Raw genomic sequence first — 17620 nt, 5'->3', positions numbered from 1 at the left:
AGCCGCAGATGTCGTCGTCCGTTCCCAGTGAGCTGACCACCGTCGCCGAGGAGGTGGGTGCACCGGCCGGTGCGCCCACCCCCGCGCGGCGGGTGATCGCCACCCTCCGCAAGAGCCCCCCGGTGCTGCTCAGCGTCACCTTCATCGTGCTCGTCGTGCTGCTCGCGATCCTCGCCCCGCTGATCACCGCCATCAGCGGCTGGGGTCCGTACACCTTCGACAAGTCGGCGGTGGACTCCGACCTCGGTGGCGTGCCGGTCGGTGCGCTCGGCGGGATCTCCGGCGAGCACTGGTTCGGGGTCGAACCCGGGAACGGACGCGACATCTTCGCGCGCATCGCCTTCGGTGCGCAGGTGTCGCTGTCGATCGCCGTCTCGGCGACGATCGTCACGACCGTGCTCGGCGTCGTGCTCGGCATGCTCGCCGGCTTCTACGGCGGGTGGGTCGACCAGGTCGTCTCCCGCGTCATGGACTTCCTCATGGCGTTCCCGTCGCTCATCTTCATGATCGCGCTCCTGTCGGCCCTGCCGGCGGGCAACCGGCCGGTCCTCCTGGTCGTGGTGCTGAGCATCTTCGGCTGGCCGTACACGGCCCGCGTGGTGCGCGGTCAGGCGATGTCGCTGCGGACGAGCGAGTTCGTCGAGTCGGCGCGCGCCTCGGGTGCCGGGGGCATCCGCATCGTGTTCCGCGAGATCCTGCCGAACCTCCGCGGCACCATCATCGTCCTGGCAACGCTCGCCGTGCCCGGCTTCATCGGCACGGAGGCCGGACTGTCCTTCCTCGGCGTCGGCGTCACCCCGCCCACACCGAGCTGGGGCCAGATGATCGCGAGCGCGGTCGGCTGGTACGCGGTCGACCCGATGTACTTCCTCATCCCCGGTACCTTCCTGTTCCTCACCGTGCTGTCGTTCACCGTGCTCGGCGACCACCTGCGCAAGGCCCTCGACTCGGGAGACGCCGCCTCATGACCCTCTACCTCCTGCGTCGCATCGCTTCGGCGATCGGCATCCTCCTGCTCATCAGCCTCTTCACCTACATGATCTTCTTCCTGCTCTCGCCGGACCCGGCGGTGCAGATCTGCGGCAAGACCTGCACGCCGGACCGGATCGACCAGATCCGTGCGCAGCTCGGGCTCGACCAGCCGTTCTGGCAGCAGTACCTCGAGTTCCTGCGGGGCCTCGTCATGGGGCGGAGCTACGGCGAAGGTGCTTCGGCCGTGTCCTGCGCGGCACCGTGCCTCGGCTTCAGCTTCCAGACCAACGAGTCGGTCATGGACATGATCGTCGCGCGCTTCCCCGTGACCGTGACCGTCGCCGTCGGCGCCGCGGTGCTCTGGCTGCTCGTCGGCGTCAGCGGTGGCCTGCTCAGCGCCGTCAAGCAGGGCACCGGCTGGGACCGCGGGGCGATGATGGTCGCCCTCGCCGGCATCAGCCTCCCGAACTACTTCCTCGCGCTCCTGCTGCAGTACGTGCTCGTGGTGCAACTGCAGATCCTGCCGTTCCCGCAGGCTGTCCCGTTCGCCGAGGACCCCGTGCGCTGGTTCCAGAACTACCTGATGCCGTGGATCGTGCTCGCCCTCGGCTACGCGTCGATGTACGCGAGGCTCGTCCGCGCCAACGTCATCGACACGCTCGGCGAGAACTTCATGCGGACCGCCCGCGCGAAGGGCCTGCCGGCGCCGCTCATCCTGCGCCGCCACGCCCTGCGACCGGCGCTCACCCCCGTCGTCACCCTGTTCGGCATGGACTTCGCCGGACTCCTCGGCGGTGCGCTCATCACCGAGACCGTCTTCGGCCTGAACGGCGTCGGCAAGTTGGCCGCCGACTCGATCGCGAAGAACGACCAACCCGTGATCATGGGTGTCACCCTGCTGGCGGCGTTCTTCGTCGTCATCGGCAACGTGGTGGTCGACGTCGTGTACACGGTCCTCGACCCGAGAGTGAGAGTGAAGAGCGCATGAGCCCCACCGTCACCAGGACCATCTCCCTGCCCGTCCCCGGGGCGTCGCTCCTCGAGGTCGACGACCTCACCGTCACCTTCCCCACCACCAGCGGCGACGTCGACGTGGTTCGGAAGGCGTCCTTCTCCGTCCAACACGGGCAGACGCTCGGCATCGTGGGCGAGTCCGGCTCCGGCAAGTCGATGACCTCGCTCGCCATCATGGGCCTGCTCCCGAGCGGCGGGCGCACGACCGGCAGCGTCCGGCTGAGCGGCCACGAACTCGTCGGACGGAGTGACCGCGAGATGCGTCGCGTGCGCGGCGACCGGATCGCGATGGTCTTCCAGGACCCGCTCTCCTCGCTCAACCCGTACTACACGGTCGGGCTGCAGATCGAGGAGGCGTACCGCGCGCACCGCGGGGGATCGCGGAAAGCCGCCAGAGCCGTCACGATCGACGCGCTCGAGCGCGTGCGCATCGCGGACGCCGCCAGGCGCGTCGACCACTACCCGCACCAGTTCTCCGGCGGCATGCGTCAGCGCATCATGATCGCGATGGCGCTGTGCCTGGAACCCGACCTCCTCATCGCCGACGAGCCGACCACCGCCCTCGACGTCACCGTCCAGGCCCAGATCCTCGAGCTGCTGTCCGAGCTGCAACGGGAGACCGGCGCCGGGATGATCTTCATCACCCACGACCTCGCCGTGGTCAGCCAGGTCGCCGACGATGTACTCGTCATGCGCGGCGGCGACCCCGTCGAGACGGGCAGCGCGGAGGAGATCTTCTCCCACCCCAGGGAGCCGTACACCCGAGCCCTCCTCGACGCCCTCCCGCGGATCGACGACGCGTTCACCGAACGGCCCGCGAGGACCACCACCACCGGAGAGGCACGAGCATGAACGACACCGGGGTGCTCCTCCGCGCCGAGGGGCTCACGAAGGACTTCACGACGAAGGGCGACGGCGCGATCCGCGCACGGACCACCCGGTTCCGTGCCGTGGACGACGTCGGGTTCTCGGTGCGCGCCGGCGAGACGCTCGGCATCGTCGGCGAGTCGGGCAGCGGCAAGTCCACGACCGCCCGCATGATCGCCAAACTCATCGAGCCGACCGCCGGCACCATCACCTTCGACGGCGAGGACGTCACCACGGCCAAGGGGGCTGCGCTCGCCGCGTTCCGCACGAAGGTGCAGGTCGTCTTCCAGGACCCGTTCTCCTCCCTGAACCCGCGGCACACCGTCGAACGGATCGTGTCCGCGCCACTCGACTACCAGGGCATCACGCCGAAGCAAGGCAAACGCGCGCTCGTGCGGGACCTCCTCGACCGGGTCGGCCTCAACCCCGACCACCTCCAGCGCTACCCCCGGCAGTTCTCCGGCGGGCAGGCCCAGCGCATCGGGATCGCCCGTGCGCTCGCCGTCTCCCCGAAGCTCGTCATCTGCGACGAGGCGGTCTCGGCGCTCGACGTCTCGGTGCAGGCGCGCATCATCGACCTGCTCCGCGACCTGCAGGCCGAACGCGGGCTCAGCTACCTGTTCATCGCCCACGACCTCGCCGTGGTGCGGCAGATCGCCCACGACGTCGCCGTGATGCACCGGGGTCGGGTCGTGGAACAGGGGAGCCGCGAGGCGATCTTCGACGACCCGCAGGACGAGTACACGAAGACCCTGCTCGCCGCCGTGCCCACGATCGACCCGAGCTGGGAGGCCGCCCGTGCCACCATGCTCGAACAGGAGCGGACGTCCACAGGCGCCGCCGGAAGGACCGACGCATGACCCACCGCACCACCACGTATCTGCTCCCCGGGATCGCGGTCACCGACCACACCGTGGACGTCCCACTCGACTGGCGGAACCCGGACGACGGGCGCACCATCTCGCTGTTCGCACGCGAGCTCGTCGACCCCGTCCGGCGCTGGGAGGAGCTGCCCGTCCTGGTGTTCCTCCAGGGCGGTCCAGGAGGCAAGGGCCCACGCCCGGTGTCGCGCGACGGCTGGATCGCCGAGGCGCTCCGCTCGCATCGCGTGCTCCTGCTCGACCAGCGCGGCACCGGCCGGAGCACCAGGATCGACGGTCGGGCCATCGCGGCGATCGGCGACGCGACCGAGCAGGCCGCGTACCTCGAGCGCTTCCGGGCGGACTCCATCGTCGACGACGCCGAGTACCTGCGCCGCGCCGTCTTCGGCGGCCGTCGGTGGTCGACGCTCGGCCAGAGTTACGGCGGATTCCTGACCCTCACCTACCTGTCCCGTGCCCCTGAGGCCTTGGCGGCCTGCTACGTCACCGGCGGTCTCGCGAGCGTCCGGCCCTCCGCCGCCGAGGTGTATCGACGCACCTACCCGCGCACGGAGCGGAAGAACCTGGCGTTCGCCGAGCGCTACCCGCAGGACGTCGACACCGTCTCCCGGATCGCCGACCGACTCGCCGAGGACGAGGTGCTCCTGCCCGACGGGGACCGGCTGACGGTCCGCCGCTTCCAGAACCTCGGCATCGACTTCGGCATGAAGCCGGGGTACGAGCGGCTGCACTGGCTGCTCGACGAGGCGTTCGACGCCGGTGACCGCCTGAGCGACACCTTCCTCGCCCAGGTGTGGGGGAGGACCTCCTACGTCGACAACCCGCTCTTCATCGCCCTGCAGGAGAGCATCTACGGCTCGGCGGGCTTCGGTGCCACCGGATGGGCCGCGCAGGCCGAACGCGATGCCCGCCCCGCCTTCGCCGAGACGGCCAGACCGCTCCGCTTCACCGGCGAGATGGTCTACCCGTGGATGTTCGAGGAGATCCGCGCGCTCCGGCCGTTCCGGGACGCCGTCGAGCTCTTGGCCACCAAGTCCGACTGGGATCCGCTGTACGACCCGGACACGCTGCGGGCGAGCACGGTGCCCGTGGCTGCGGCCGTGTACTACGACGACATGTACGTCGACGCCCAGCTGCAGTTGGAGACGGTCGACGCCGTGGGCGGGGCGACCGCCTGGGTGACGAACGAGTACGAGCACGACGGGATCCAGGACGCCGCCGTGGTGCGGCGCCTGTTCGCGATGGTGGACGAGCGCGGCGGACGTCGCGATGACGAGGAGCACGCATGATCGACCCAGCCGACACGACCGCGCAGGTGGCGGGCATCGCCCCGGCGACCGCCGAGGCACCTGCCGCGTCGATGCCGAGGCCCGCGACCCCGGACCCGCGGTTGCCCCGACTGACCGAGGTGCCCGCGTTCCGCGAGTTCCTCAGCACCGGGTGGGGCACGCCGGACCGCACACCCCCGGTGGAGCCGGGGATCGCCGCAGCGGCGGCGGCGCATCGGGAGCGGTTGAGCGCCGCCTTCCCCGGTCGGACCCTCGTGATCGCGTCCGGCAGGGCCCCCGTCCGCGCCAACGACTCGAACTACGACTTCCGGCCGAACAGCGACTTCTTCTGGGCAACGGGGTGTTCCGCGGAGGACGCCGTCGTGGTCCTGCGACCGAGCGGTTCCGGGCACGATGCGACGCTGTACATCCCCGCTCCGGCGCACCCGGGCGAGACGGGCTTCTTCGCCGACGCCAACCACGGTGAGCTGTGGGTCGGGTCAGCCCCTGGGCCGTCCGACTGGTCGGCCGTCCTCGATCTGCGGGTCGACCTGCTGTCGGCGCTCCCGGACGCCCTCCGCGGTGTCGAGCGCCCGCACCTCGCCGGGAGCCTGACGTCGCGGCACGAGGCGCTCGCGCCGCTGACCCTCTCGCCGGAACTCGGTCGCGTCCTGTCCGAGCTCCGGATGATCAAGGACGAGTGGGAGATCGCCGAGCTGCGCCGGGCCGTGGATTCCACCGTCGGCGGGTTCTCCGCGGTGATCCGTGAGCTGCCCACCGCGGTGGCGGGCGGCGGGGAACGGTGGCTGCAGGGCACCTTCGACCGCCACGCCCGCACGACCGGGAACGGACCCGGGTACTCCACCATCGTCGGCAGTGGCGCCCATGCCCCGACCCTGCACTGGGTGCGCTGCGACGGACCCGTCCGGGACGAGGACGCCATCCTGCTCGACATGGGCGTGGAGACGCGCGCGTTCTACACGGCCGACGTGACCCGCACCTTCCCGGTGTCCGGCACCTTCAGCCCCGAGCAGCGCAGCGTGCACGACCTCGTCGAGGCGTCCCACCGGGCCGGCATGGCGGCGGTTCGGCCAGGGCGTGACTTCACCGACTTCCACCACGCCGCGATGGAGGTCATCGCGCAGGGCCTCCACGACTGGGGGCTGCTCCCGGTGTCGGTCGACGAGGCGCTGAGCGCGACCGGCCAGCAGCACCGCCGGTACCTCGTGTGCGGCATCGGCCACCACCTCGGGCTCGACGTGCACGACTGTGCGATGTCGTCCTATGGGGCCTATCAGGGCGGGTCGATGGCGCCGGGCATGGTGCTCACGGTCGAACCAGGCCTGTACTTCCACGCCTTCGACGAGACGGTGCCGCCCGAGCTCCGTGGCATCGGGATCCGGCTGGAGGACGACCTCCTCGTGACGGCGACCGGTGCCGAGGTGCTCTCGGACGCCCTGCCCATCGACGCGTCGGGCATCGAAGCGTGGATGCGCGCCCACTAATCTGAGGCGACGACGGTGGGAGACGAAGGATGGGAGTCGCGATGAGCATGACGGCGATCCGGCCGGCCGAGCAGCGGTTGAGCCTGCGAGCACAGGTGGAGCGGGCGGTGTCTGCCGCGATCATCTCGGGCGAGCTCGCGCCGGGCACGATGCTCTCGGTGCCGACTCTCGCGGTGCAGTTCAACGTCTCGGCGACGCCCGTCCGCGAGGCCATGCTCGACCTCGAGAAGCGCGACTTCGTCGAGGCCGTGCGGAACAAGGGCTTCCGGGTCACGGTCGTCAGCGAGGCGGCCCTCCGCAACACCGCCGAGATCCGGCAGCTCTTGGAGCCACCGGCGATGGAGCGGCTCGCCGAGAGCTTCGAACCGGCGTCCCTGCCCGAGCTGCGTCGCCAGGCCGACGCCATCGTGGCCGGCGCACGCGACGGCGACCTGACCCGATACCTCGAGGCCGATCAGGCCTTCCACCTCGCGCTCACGGCCATGCTCGGCAACCCGCTGCTGGTCGAGCTCGTCGAGGACCTCCGCGGGCGCACCCGACTGGTGGGGCTGTCGGCCATGCTCGATTCCCAGCAGCTCGACCGCTCCGCGGCCGAGCACCACGAACTCCTCGACACCCTCGAACGCGGCGACGGCGCGGCAGCCCGCGACCTCATGCACCGCCACATCGGCCACACCACGGGCTGGTGGGCGGGCAAGCCGGAGTCCGACGCCGAGTAGGGCGACGACCCTCTCGCCGTCCGGACGGGTCCGGCTGCATTGCACGCTTGCCCCGCCGGTGAATGTGTGACACATTACTGATCAGGCCTTCCCGCATTGATCGAAAGGACTGCCCATGACCCGCATCGTCGTCGTCGGCGCCGGCATCGTCGGTGCGGCCTGCGCGCGGATCCTCGCCCGGCGCGGCGCCGAGGTGGTCGTGCTGGACCGCTCGGCCGCTGCCGGTGGGACGAGCGGTGCCGGCGAGGGGAACCTCCTCGTCTCCGACAAGGGACCGGGGCCGGAACTCGACCTCGCCCGGTACGCGTCGCGACTCTGGCCCGTCATCACCGCCGAGCTCACGGACGAACTGGGACCGACCTTCCCGAGCGTCGAGTTCGAGCGCAAAGGCGGGATCGTCGTCGCCACCACCGAAGCCGGCGCGCAACCACTGCTCGACTTCGCCGCCTCGCAGCGCACCGCGGGGGTCGACGCCAGGCCGCTCACCGAGGCGGAGCTCCTCGCTGCCGAACCGTCGATCACCCGGGCGTCGACCGCTGCCGTCCACTACCCGGAGGACGCCCAGGTCCAGCCGGTCATCGCGACCGAGGCCCTGCTGGCGTCGGCGCGGCTGGCAGGCGCGGTCGTCCGGACCGGCGTCACGGTGACGGGCGGCCTCCGGAGCGCGACCGGTCGGCTCACGGGCGTGCGGACCTCCGCCGGCGACGTGTCTGCCGACGTGGTCCTCGTCTGTGCCGGCCCCTGGTCGGCGGAGGTCGGCGCAGTCCTCGGTGCACCCGTCCCGGTCCGCCCCCGCCGCGGCATGGTCCTCGTCACGACCCGCATGCCGCACCGCGTCCACCACAAGGTCTACGACGGCGACTACTTCGGCGCCACCCAGTCGAGCGACGCGTCGCTCCAAACGTCGAGCGTCGTCGAGTCGACGGCCGCGGGGACCGTCCTCATCGGCTCGAGTCGGCAGCAGATCGGCTTCGACGCCCGACTCGACGTCGACGTGCTCCGCGAGGTCGCCGGCAAGTCGTTGCGCCTCTTCCCGTTCCTCCGCGACGCCTCGGTGATGCGCAGCTACGGCGGGTTCCGTCCGTACATGCCCGACCACCTCCCGGTCATCGGCCCGGACCACCGGGTGGACGGCCTCTGGCACGCCACCGGCCACGAGGGCGCCGGCATCGGCCTCGCCCTCGCGACGGCGGAACTCATCGCCGCCCGGCTGCTCGGTGGAGCCGCCGCCCTCGACGACACCCCCTTCCAACTCGACCGCCAGGGGCTCGTCGCCCACCTCGGCGTCGACCGAGCGGCGGAGGTCGCCTGATGGTCTCGAGACGACTGCCGGCCACGAGCGACCGCATCGTGCCTGGCACGGAGGACGCGGTGAGGGTCGAACTCGACGGCACCCCCGTCGACGGCCTCCGCGGCCAGACGATCGCCGGCGTCCTGCTCGGTTCCGGCGTCCTGGCCTGGCGTCGCACGAGCGGTTCCGGGAAGCCCCGCGGCGTGTTCTGCGGCATCGGCGTGTGCTTCGACTGCATCGTCACGGTGAACGGCCAGCGGGACGTGCGGGCGTGCCAACGTCGGGCGAGCGACGGTGACCGCATCGAGACCCAGCACGACGCCCTGCCCCGACCGGTGTCCGAGCCCGAGCCCGAGCCCGAGCCGCTCGAGGGTCGACCATGAGCGCCCGGCAGCGCGACGTCGTCGTGGTCGGAGCCGGCCCGGCCGGCCTGCAGGCCGCCCTCGCCGCCCGAGCGCTGGGCGCGTCGGTGACGCTGCTCGACGCCTCCGACGAACTCGGCGGTCAGTACTGGCGGCACCTGCCGGCGAGTCGTCCGTCCGCCGCCGAGGCGTCCCTGCACCACGGCTTCGAACGCTTCCTCACCATGCGCGCCGCGCTCGACGCCGACGCGGGCTGCACGGTCGTGACCGAGGCCCAGGTGTGGGCGATCGACGTCGACCGCGACGCCCCCGCCGACGACGCCACGGCGACCGGGCTGCGCCTCCACGTCCTCGTCGGCCCGCCGGACGGCGCCGACCGCACGCCGCTCACCCTCCGGCCCGACGCGCTCGTCCTCGCGACCGGCGCGCACGACCGCACCCTCCCGTTCCCGGGATGGGACCTCCCCGGCGTGTTCTCGGCCGGTGCCGCCCAGGCCCTCGCGAAGGGCGAGCGCGTGGCCGTCGGTCAGCGAGTCGTCGTCGCGGGTGCCGGACCGTTCCTCCTGCCGGTCGCCGCCTCGCTCACCGCGACCGGATCGCGCGTCCTCGGCGTCTACGAGGCCACGACCGTCGGCGGACTCGCCGCCGGGTGGCTCCCGAAGCCGTGGCAGTTGCTCGGCGTCACCGGGAAGGTCGGCGAGCTCATCGGCTACGTCGGCGGCCACCTCCGGCACCGGATCCCGTACCGCGTCGGTCACGCCGTCGTCGCCGCGCACGGCACCGATCGGGTCGAACGGGTCACCATCGCGGCCGTCGACGCCGACTGGTCGCCGATCCCCGGAACCGAGCGCACCGTGGAGGCCGACGCCGTCTGCGTGAGCCACGGCTTCACCCCACGACTCGAACTCGCGATCGCCGCCGGCTGCGCCCTCACCCCGACCCGGTTCGTGGAGGTCGACGCCGAGCAGCGGACGAGTGTCCCGACCGTCTTCGCCGCCGGGGAGATCACCGGCATCGGCGGGGTCGACGCGGCGCTCGCGGAAGGCGCGATCGCGGGACACGCGGCCGCCGGCGGTCTGCCCGGAGCCTCCGGTATCCGCTCGGCCGTGAGCCGTCGCGACACCTTCCTCGCCTTCACCGAACGCCTCGAACGGGCGCACGGCATCCGCGAGGGGTGGAGCGACTGGCTCGAGGACGACACCACCATCTGCCGCTGCGAGGAGGTCGACCACGGTGCCCTCCGCGGCACGGCGACCGCCACCTGCGCGACCGGCCTGCGCTCGCTGAAGCTCAGCACGCGCGCGGGCCTCGGGATCTGCCAGGGCCGGATGTGCGGCCGGACGGTCGAGGAGCTGCTGCACCGCGTCGCCCTGGAGTCCGGCGGCGACGGGCTCATCGACGGCGTCTCGAGCGACCGCCGGCCCATCGCCTCCCCGATCCGCATCGGCGAACTCGCCGCGCACGGGCCGGAACCCGTCCCGCATGAACCGACGTCGACCCCGTCGACCGAACCCCTCGGCTGACCGACCGGTCGCCGCGTCACACCCTCGGAAAGGAACCACCCATGGCCCAGCAGTTCGACCTCGGCGGCGTCATCGTCGCGACCACCCTCGCGTTCAAGGAGGACGCGTCAGCCCCCGCCGGCCTGGCCGTCGACTACGACCGCTTCGCCGAGCACTGCAACTGGCTCATCGAGAACGGCTGCCGCGGCGTCGGCCCGAACGGCTCCCTCGGCGAGTACTCCTCGCTCACGGACGCGGAGCGTCGCAAGGTGATCCAGGTCGCCGTGGACACCGTCGGTGACCGGGGACTCGTCGTCGCCGGCGTGCACGGCGTGGGCTGGCACCAGGCGCAGCAGTGGGCCGAGTACGCCAAGGAGGACGGCGCCGACGGTGTCCTGCTCCTGCCGCCCACCATCTACCGGGCCAACGACGACGAGGTCATCGAGCACTACAGCCGCGTGAACGAGGTCGGCCTGCCGATCATGGCCTACAACAACCCCATCGACACCAAGGTCGACCTCACGCCCGACCTCCTCGTCGAGCTCGCGAAGCTCGAGCACGTCGTCGCGGTGAAGGAGTTCTCGGCGGACATCCGTCGGGTGCTGGAGATCCAGGACAAGACCGACCTCGACGTCATCGCCGGAGCCGACGACCTCCTCTTCGAGTCCCTCGTCGCCGGTGCCGTCGGCTGGTTCGCCGGGTACCCCAACGCGTTCCCGCGCGAAGCGGTCGAGCTGTACACGCTCGTCACCTCCGGCCGGGTGGACGAGGCCCGCACCCTGTACCGCGAGCTCGTGCCCGTCTTCGGGTGGGACTCGAAGACCGAGTTCGTGCAGGCCATCAAGCTGTCGATCGACATCGCCGGCGAGAGCTACGGTGGACCGACGCGGCCGCCGCGCGGCCCGCTCAGCGCGCTGCAGACGGAGCAGGTGACGACGCAGACGCGTCGCGCGCTCGACTACCTCGCCGCCCGCTAGCAGCACCCAGAGCGCCGAACACCTGCACACCCGAGCACCGAGGAGCACCCGATGAAGTCCTCCCGCATGATCAGTGCGGTCGACTCGCACACCGAGGGCATGCCGACCCGCGTCGTCACCGGCGGGGTCGGCGTGATCCCCGGCGCGACGATGAACGACAAACGGCTGCACTTCATGGAGCACCTGGACGACCTCCGGCTGTTCCTCATGAACGAGCCGCGCGGTCACGCGGCGATGAGTGGCGCGATCCTGCAGCCCTCGACGCGCGCCGACTGCGACTGGGGCGTCGTGTACATCGAGGTGTCCGGATGCCTGCCGATGTGCGGACACGGGACGATCGGGGTCGCCACGGTCCTCGTCGAGACGGGCATGGTGGAGGTGGTCGAGCCGGTGACGACGATCCGGCTCGACACCCCCGCCGGCCTCGTCATCGCCCGGGTCGACGTGAGCGACGGACACGCCGACCGGGTCACCATCGAGAACGTGCCCAGCTACGTCGAACGCCTGGACGCCGTCATCGAGGTGCCGGGGCTCGGCACCGTGCCCTACAGCCTCGCCTTCGGGGGCAACTTCTACGCCATGGTCGACCTCGACGCCGTCGGTCTGCCGTTCGACCGCGACCGCCAGCAGGACATCCTCGACGCCGGCCTGCGGATCATGGCAGCGATCAACGAGCAGGCGCCGCCCGTCCACCCGGAGATCGAGGGGCTCGACCACTGCCACCACGTCGAGTTCATCGCACCGGGCTCCGACGCCGTGCTCTCGCGGCACGCGATGGCGATCTTCCCCGGGTGGTTCGACCGCTCCCCGTGCGGCACCGGCACCTCGGCGCGCATGGCCGAACTCTGGGCTCGCGGCGAGCTGCCGCTCCACCAGGACTTCGTCAACGAGTCCTTCATCGGCAGCCGCTTCACCGGCCGCCTCATCGCTGAGACGACGGTCGCGGGCCGGCCGGCGGTGATCCCCACCATCTCGGGTCGGGCCTGGGTCACGGGCATCGGCTCGTACCTGCTCGACCCCGCCGATCCGTTCCCGACCGGCTTCCAGTTCTGACCCGCTCCACGATCCCGGAGGATCACATGTCGACCACCTCTTCTCCCGCCACCGAGACGACCCCCGAGCAGCTCGAGACCGTGCTGGCTGCCGCTGCGACCGCCGCACCCGCGTGGGCCGCGACGCCGTCCACCACGCGTGCCCGCGCGCTCGTCGCGGTCGCGGACGCGTTGCTCGCGCACGCCGACGACCTCGTCCCCGTCGGGATGCGGGAGACGGGCCTCGCCGAGGCTCGCCTGCGCGGAGAACTGCTGCGCACCGCCGTGCAGCTGCGCCTCTTCGCCGACACGGTCGTCGACGGTTCGTACCTCGACGTCCGGATCGACGAGGCCGACCCCGACTTCGCCCTCGGCGCCCGGCCCGAGCTGCGACGCGTCCTCGTGCCGCTCGGTCCGGTGCTGAACTTCGCCGCGAGCAACTTCCCGTTCGCCTTCTCGGTGGCGGGTGGCGACACCGCGGCGATCCTCGCGGCCGGCTGCCCGGTCATCCTCAAGGTCCACGACGGGCACCCCGGGCTCTCGCTCGCGACCGCCGCCGTCGTCGAGGACGCCCTGCGGGCGAGCGGGGCGCCGGACGGCGTCTTCCAGACCATCGTCGGCCAGGACGCCGGCGTGACCGCCTTGCGCGACGAGCGGGTGCGCGCGGGCTCCTTCACCGGGTCCCTCCGCGCCGGGCGCATCCTCGCCGACATCGCCGCCGCACGGCCGGTCCCGATCCCGTTCTTCGGCGAGCTCGGCAGCGTGAACCCGGTCTTCGTCACCGGGCAGGCGGTGGAGGAGTCGGGCGAGGCGATCGCGACGGGGTTCGTCGGGAGCGTCGCGGGCTCGGCTGGACAGCTCTGCACGAAGCCCGGGTTCGTCTACCTGCCGGAGGCCGCGGGCCTCGACGACACGATCCGGACCGCGGCCGAGGCCGTGCCGGAGCACCGTCTCCTGAACGACCGCATCACCGCCGGATACGCCGAGCGCCGCGACACGATCCTCGGTACCCCCGGCGTCCGCGTCATCGCGGAAGGCTCGCTCCGGGTCGACGCCGACGGCGACGGCTGGGCCACGCCGACGATCGTCGCCGTGTCCATCGACGCCCTGCGGACCGGCCGTGACCGCCTGCTCGACGAGGCGTTCGGGCCGCTGTCGATCCTCGTCGAGGTTCCGGCCGACACACCACTCGCGCCGCTCGTGGCGGAGTTCTGCGAGGGCAACCTCACGGCGACCCTGCACGCCGGTGCGGAGGAGATGAGCGACGACCTCGTCGAGCTCGTCGGACAGTTGTCGGCTCACGCCGGTCGGGTGCTCTTCGGCGGCTGGCCGACCGGCGTTGCCGTCACGCCGGCCATGCAGCACGGCGGACCGTGGCCGGCGACGACGAACGACTCCAGCACCTCGGTCGGGACGGCGGCGATCACCCGTTTCCTGCGGCCGGTCGCGTTCCAGAACATGCCGGACCGCTTCCTGCCGGCGGTCCTGCGCAGCGACGCCGTCGGAATCCCGGCGGCCGTGGCTCCCGCCGGTGCGTCGAAGCAGTGGGGTGAGGCCGCGACGGCCTGAGCTGTGGCGGCGCGGTCGGCCGGGTGATCGGAGCCTGATGGCCCGGTCGCCGGGCCCTCCGGTCAGCTCGAACGGCTAGATGGCGCCTTCGACCGTCGCGCCGACCTCGTCGTCCTCCTCGTCGCCGGGGAGCGGCGGGTCGTAGGCCCAGGTGGGGGCGAGCGCCTTGATGCGGGCGCCGCGCCACTGCCAGGTGGCCCAGAGCGGGTACCAGTAGAGCGGGGCGATGGCGCCGGTGATCACGAGGCGGTCGCGGTACAGCGTCTTCGTCGGGTCCTGCTTGTCGCGCGAGACGGCCATCTGGTGGTCCCAGCCGGCGAGCTTGCTGAGGGGGCCGGTGATCGGGTCGCCCTGGTCGTGGAGGATGCGGGTGCCGTCGCGGCGTTCGAGGAACTCCAGGTCGATGATCTGGTCGCCGAGCGGAACGGCGCCGGCGGCCTTCACCCGGACGCGGTGCGCTCCCGGTTCCCAGACGGTCGGGAAGCCGGCGGCGTCCAGCGCCTCGAGCCCCATCATCGGGCTGTACAGCTCCCGCAGGACGGCCGGGGAGCGGAGCGCCCGCCAGGCGACGTCGACATCACAGTCCAGGACGAGTTTCAGCATCACGCGCATGCCTCAGTGTCGCATGTGCGGCTCGGCGGCTGCAGGGGGTGCGCCGGTAGGGAAGACTGTGCCTATGGCGATCCGGTACTGGCTGGGCGTGATCCAGCGGGATCACGTCGTCCTCGGGGTCCGGCACGGCTTCCTGCAGATCAACCACGGGCAGCGCGGCGGTCTCGAGCAGATGCGGGAGTCCGACGGGATCGTGTACTACTCGCCGCGGGTCAGCACACCGGACGGCCAGCCCTTGAAGGCGTTCACGGCGATCGGTCGGATCGCCGACGACACCGTGTACCAGGCCGTGGTGCCGCGTCCCGACGGCGCGGATTGGCGTCCGTGGCGTCGGAGCGTCGACTGGTACCCGGACGCCGTGGAGACGCCCATCCGGCCGATGCTGGCGCTGCTCGACTTCACGAGCTTCACCCGTGACTGGGGCATGCAGCTCCGGCGTGGGCTCATCGAGCTCAGCCGTCACGACTTCGAGCTCATCCGCACCGAGATGCGCCCACCCCACCCCGACGACCGTCGGTTCCCCACCGCCTCCCGCTGACCCTGCCTCTCCCGGCGCCAGCGCGGTGCGCTGACGTCACCGCGGGTCTGGCGCGTGAGCGCGCCCCTCTGGAGACCCGCGCTCACGTCCGGTGGCCCGCGCTCGCGTCAGCGCACCGCGCCGGCGACCACCCCCGGGGAGGTCTTCGAACGCAACACTCGTGGGGTGGATCGGGGCGGCTGGATACGATGAACGGGTGAGTATCGCAGCCGCCACACCGCCGCCCGTCCACCCGCCCTTCGCGCAGACCAAGTACCAGGTCCGGTTCGACTGGGGCGTCGCGGGAGCCGGCCGGGTCGAGACGGCGGACGTCGCGGTGATCGTCGACGTGCTGCACGCCACGACCTCCCTCGAGCAGCGGGTGAGCGCCGGCGAGACGGTCGCGGCCTCCGAGCTCGACGACCGAGGTGAGACGGCGCAGATCGCCGCGCTCCTCGCCGACACCGGTGCGACGGTCGTCGCGGCGTGCCTCCGCAACCGCTCGGCGGTCGCGGACTGGATCATCGCGAAGCAGGCTGAACTCGGTCGGCGCACGAGCATCGTCGTCATCGCGGTCGGTGAACTCGACGACACGGCCGAGACGCGGTTCGCCGTCGAGGACCTCTTCGGTGCCGGCGCCGTGATCGAGGCGCTCGGGCTCCGCGGCATCGACTTCACCTCGCCGGAGGCAGCTGCCGCCGCTGCCGCCTTCGAGGGCCTGCGCAACGGCGTCGGTCACCTCCTGTCGGCGTCGGCGACGGCCCAGCAGCTCGCCCAGTCCGGCCACCCGCAGCACGTGCAGGCCGCGCGCGAGGTCGACGTGTCAAGCGTCGTCCCGGTCCTGGACGGAGCCGTGTTCCGGGCGTAGTCTCTGGCCATGCGCGCACTCCTCGGAACCACCGTCCTCGCCGAAGCCCCCGAATCGGAGCTCATCAAGATCGAGGGAAACTGGTACTTCCCGCCGTCGAGCCTCAACCGGGAGCGCTTCGTCGAGACCGACACCCAGTACCACTGCCCGTGGAAGGGTGACGCCCAGTACTGGGGCGTCACCGACGGTGGCGAGGTCAAGCCCGATGTCGCCTGGTCGTACCCGACCCCGTATCCGACCGCGTTCGACCGCGTCGGCAAGGACTTCTCCGGGTACGTCGCGTTCGGGAACGAGGTCACGGTCGTCGACTGATGGCCGACTGGGGCGACCGCCCGCAACCGCCTGAGCGCGGCGCGGAGCGCGAGACGATCGAGGGCTTCCTCGATCTGCAGCGCGCCAGCATCGTCTGGAAGGCGCGTGGGCTCACCGACGAGCTCGCGGCCAAACGACTGCTGCCGAGCATCACGACGGTGTCGGGCGTCATCCGGCATCTCGCCGATGTCGAGCGCAGCTGGTTCCGCGAGGACATGGACGGTCAGTCCGACGTCCCTGCGCGGTGGACCGATGACGACCCCGACGGCGAGTGGCAGGTCACGGCCGAGGACAGCCTTGCCGAGATCATCGCGGACTACGAGGCGGCGTGTGCGGAGTCCCGCGAGGTGGCGTCCCGATACGGACTCGACGACCTCTGCCGGGGGAACGACGAACGGTTCACGCTGCGGTGGATCGAACTCCACATGATCGAGGAGACCGCCAGGCACCTCGGCCACCTCGACGTCCTCCGCGAACTGCTCGACGGCCGCACGGGCGAGTAGCGGCCCGCGGCCGCCGAGCTGCGGCGCGTCAGGCGCTGACGAGCATCGAGCGGTCGCGGCCCCGAGAGACCCGCACGCCCACGGTGACGACGGCGACCACGACCGCGGCGATCGACGCCGCCACGCCGGCTTCGGTCGACAGCAGTTCACCGGTGAACCGGCCGACGGCCACCCAGGCGAGGCCCCAGCAGAGCGACAGCATGGGGGCGATGCGTCCGCGACCGACGACCGCGAGCAGGACCCCGACCGCACCGGCGACGGCGAGGACGATGATCGCCCAGACGCCGGCAACCGGGCCGTCGGCACTCCCGATCCCGGATCCGACGAGCGCCGCGGTGAGGTTCGCCGCCGTCGCGACGCACACCCAACCGAGGTAGAGGCCCATCGTGCCGTCGGTGACGATCGCGTCGGCGACGCCGCTCGGCCGGGTGCGGAGCACGATCACGAAGATGCGCGCCAGGACGCCGAGGAGCGCGACGATCACGAACACGCTGAGGACCAGGAATCCCGCCTGCACGACGAGGATCCACGCCGCGTTCAGCAGGAGACTCGCTACGACCCAGGAACCAAGCCGACGGTGGCGCTCGCGGGTCGTCTGCGAGGGCAGGAACTGCCAGACCGCGTAGGCGACGAGCCCGAGGTAGATGACGCCCCAGATGGAGAACGCCGGCCCGTCCGGGGCGATCGGGGTCGATGAGGCGCTCAGGGCTCCGTTCGCCGCGTTCTGGATCTGCGTGCCACCGGCGGCACCAGACCCGATGTACGAGCCGATGATCGCGAGGACCGCGCTGACGGCCACGGCGCTCTGGCGGATGCGGTCCGCGGTGGTGGGTCGTTCGGTGCCGGTCAT

General features: G+C 71.6%; 19 protein-coding genes. 17 read left to right on the top strand and 2 right to left on the bottom strand.

The annotated features are described in order from the left end of the window. Positions 1-8 precede the first annotated feature (8 nt). From QRN27_RS04370 to QRN27_RS04310, 13 genes are all read left to right on the top strand, one after another. Positions 9-968, top strand: a complete 960-nt coding sequence (locus QRN27_RS04370; RefSeq protein WP_285040865.1) for an ABC transporter permease — start codon at positions 9-11, stop codon at positions 966-968. Beyond that, positions 965-1960, top strand: coding sequence for an ABC transporter permease (locus QRN27_RS04365; protein ID WP_056008304.1), 996 nt, complete (start codon positions 965-967; stop codon positions 1958-1960). Before QRN27_RS04370 ends, QRN27_RS04365 begins: the two co-directional genes overlap by 4 nt. After that, on the top strand, positions 1957-2838 hold the full coding sequence (locus tag QRN27_RS04360) for an ABC transporter ATP-binding protein (RefSeq protein ID WP_285040864.1): 882 nt from the start codon (positions 1957-1959) through the stop codon (positions 2836-2838). The genes QRN27_RS04365 and QRN27_RS04360 overlap by 4 nt, the downstream gene beginning before the upstream one ends. Next, positions 2835-3713 carry an ABC transporter ATP-binding protein gene (locus tag QRN27_RS04355; protein WP_285040863.1) on the top strand — a complete coding sequence of 293 codons (879 nt, stop codon included), beginning with the start codon at positions 2835-2837 and terminating at the stop codon, positions 3711-3713. Before QRN27_RS04360 ends, QRN27_RS04355 begins: the two co-directional genes overlap by 4 nt. Continuing rightward, positions 3710-5023, top strand: a complete 1314-nt coding sequence (locus QRN27_RS04350) for an alpha/beta fold hydrolase (protein WP_285040862.1) — start codon at positions 3710-3712, stop codon at positions 5021-5023. The genes QRN27_RS04355 and QRN27_RS04350 overlap by 4 nt, the downstream gene beginning before the upstream one ends. Next, complete coding sequence (locus QRN27_RS04345; protein ID WP_350224086.1) at positions 5020-6507, top strand: aminopeptidase P family protein; 1488 nt, start codon at positions 5020-5022, stop codon at positions 6505-6507. Before QRN27_RS04350 ends, QRN27_RS04345 begins: the two co-directional genes overlap by 4 nt. 41 nt (positions 6508-6548) lie before the next feature. Then, complete coding sequence (locus tag QRN27_RS04340) at positions 6549-7226, top strand: GntR family transcriptional regulator (RefSeq protein ID WP_285040861.1); 678 nt, start codon at positions 6549-6551, stop codon at positions 7224-7226. Between the two features lie 115 nt (positions 7227-7341). Then, positions 7342-8538: an NAD(P)/FAD-dependent oxidoreductase gene (locus QRN27_RS04335; protein ID WP_285040860.1), complete on the top strand. Its 1197-nt coding sequence runs from the start codon at positions 7342-7344 to the stop codon at positions 8536-8538. Continuing rightward, on the top strand, positions 8538-8900 hold the full coding sequence (locus tag QRN27_RS04330) for a (2Fe-2S)-binding protein (protein WP_285040859.1): 363 nt from the start codon (positions 8538-8540) through the stop codon (positions 8898-8900). Before QRN27_RS04335 ends, QRN27_RS04330 begins: the two co-directional genes overlap by 1 nt. Beyond that, complete coding sequence (locus QRN27_RS04325; protein WP_285040858.1) at positions 8897-10402, top strand: FAD/NAD(P)-dependent oxidoreductase; 1506 nt, start codon at positions 8897-8899, stop codon at positions 10400-10402. The genes QRN27_RS04330 and QRN27_RS04325 overlap by 4 nt, the downstream gene beginning before the upstream one ends. Before the next feature lie 41 nt (positions 10403-10443). Continuing rightward, a complete protein-coding gene (locus QRN27_RS04320; protein WP_056008281.1) occupies positions 10444-11358 on the top strand; it encodes a dihydrodipicolinate synthase family protein in 915 nt (304 codons plus the stop codon). Positions 11359-11409: 51 nt separating this feature from the next. After that, positions 11410-12411 (top strand): proline racemase family protein, encoded by a 1002-nt coding sequence (locus QRN27_RS04315; RefSeq protein WP_285040857.1) that lies wholly within the window; start codon positions 11410-11412, stop codon positions 12409-12411. Between the two features lie 26 nt (positions 12412-12437). Further along, entirely contained in the window at positions 12438-13958 is a 1521-nt protein-coding gene (locus QRN27_RS04310; protein ID WP_285040856.1) for an aldehyde dehydrogenase (NADP(+)), read from the top strand. 75 nt (positions 13959-14033) lie between these two features. Here QRN27_RS04310 and QRN27_RS04305 read toward each other — a convergent pair whose 3' ends face one another. Next, positions 14034-14561, bottom strand: coding sequence for a hypothetical protein (locus tag QRN27_RS04305; RefSeq protein ID WP_285040855.1), 528 nt, complete (start codon positions 14559-14561; stop codon positions 14034-14036). Positions 14562-14634: 73 nt separating this feature from the next. Between QRN27_RS04305 and QRN27_RS04300 the strand changes: the two genes are divergently transcribed. The 4 genes from QRN27_RS04300 (at position 14635) to QRN27_RS04285 (ending at position 16770) form a co-directional block, all read left to right on the top strand. Beyond that, the gene (locus QRN27_RS04300) at positions 14635-15108 is read left to right on the top strand and encodes an EVE domain-containing protein (protein WP_285040854.1); all 474 of its coding nucleotides are present in this window, start codon (positions 14635-14637) and stop codon (positions 15106-15108) included. 196 nt (positions 15109-15304) lie between these two features. Then, positions 15305-15955 (top strand): 2-phosphosulfolactate phosphatase, encoded by a 651-nt coding sequence (locus QRN27_RS04295; RefSeq protein ID WP_285040853.1) that lies wholly within the window; start codon positions 15305-15307, stop codon positions 15953-15955. A 9-nt stretch (positions 15956-15964) separates the two neighbouring features. Then, entirely contained in the window at positions 15965-16267 is a 303-nt protein-coding gene (locus QRN27_RS04290; RefSeq protein ID WP_056008269.1) for a DUF427 domain-containing protein, read from the top strand. Further along, a complete protein-coding gene (locus QRN27_RS04285) occupies positions 16267-16770 on the top strand; it encodes a DinB family protein (RefSeq protein WP_285040852.1) in 504 nt (167 codons plus the stop codon). Before QRN27_RS04290 ends, QRN27_RS04285 begins: the two co-directional genes overlap by 1 nt. A gap of 28 nt (positions 16771-16798) precedes the next feature. Here QRN27_RS04285 and QRN27_RS04280 read toward each other — a convergent pair whose 3' ends face one another. After that, positions 16799-17620, bottom strand: a complete 822-nt coding sequence (locus QRN27_RS04280) for a TspO/MBR family protein (RefSeq protein WP_285040851.1) — start codon at positions 17618-17620, stop codon at positions 16799-16801.

Source organism: Plantibacter sp. LMC-P-059a (assembly GCF_030209505.1).
Taxonomy (GTDB): domain Bacteria; phylum Actinomycetota; class Actinomycetes; order Actinomycetales; family Microbacteriaceae; genus Plantibacter.
This window is presented reverse-complemented; position numbering and strand designations above follow the sequence as displayed.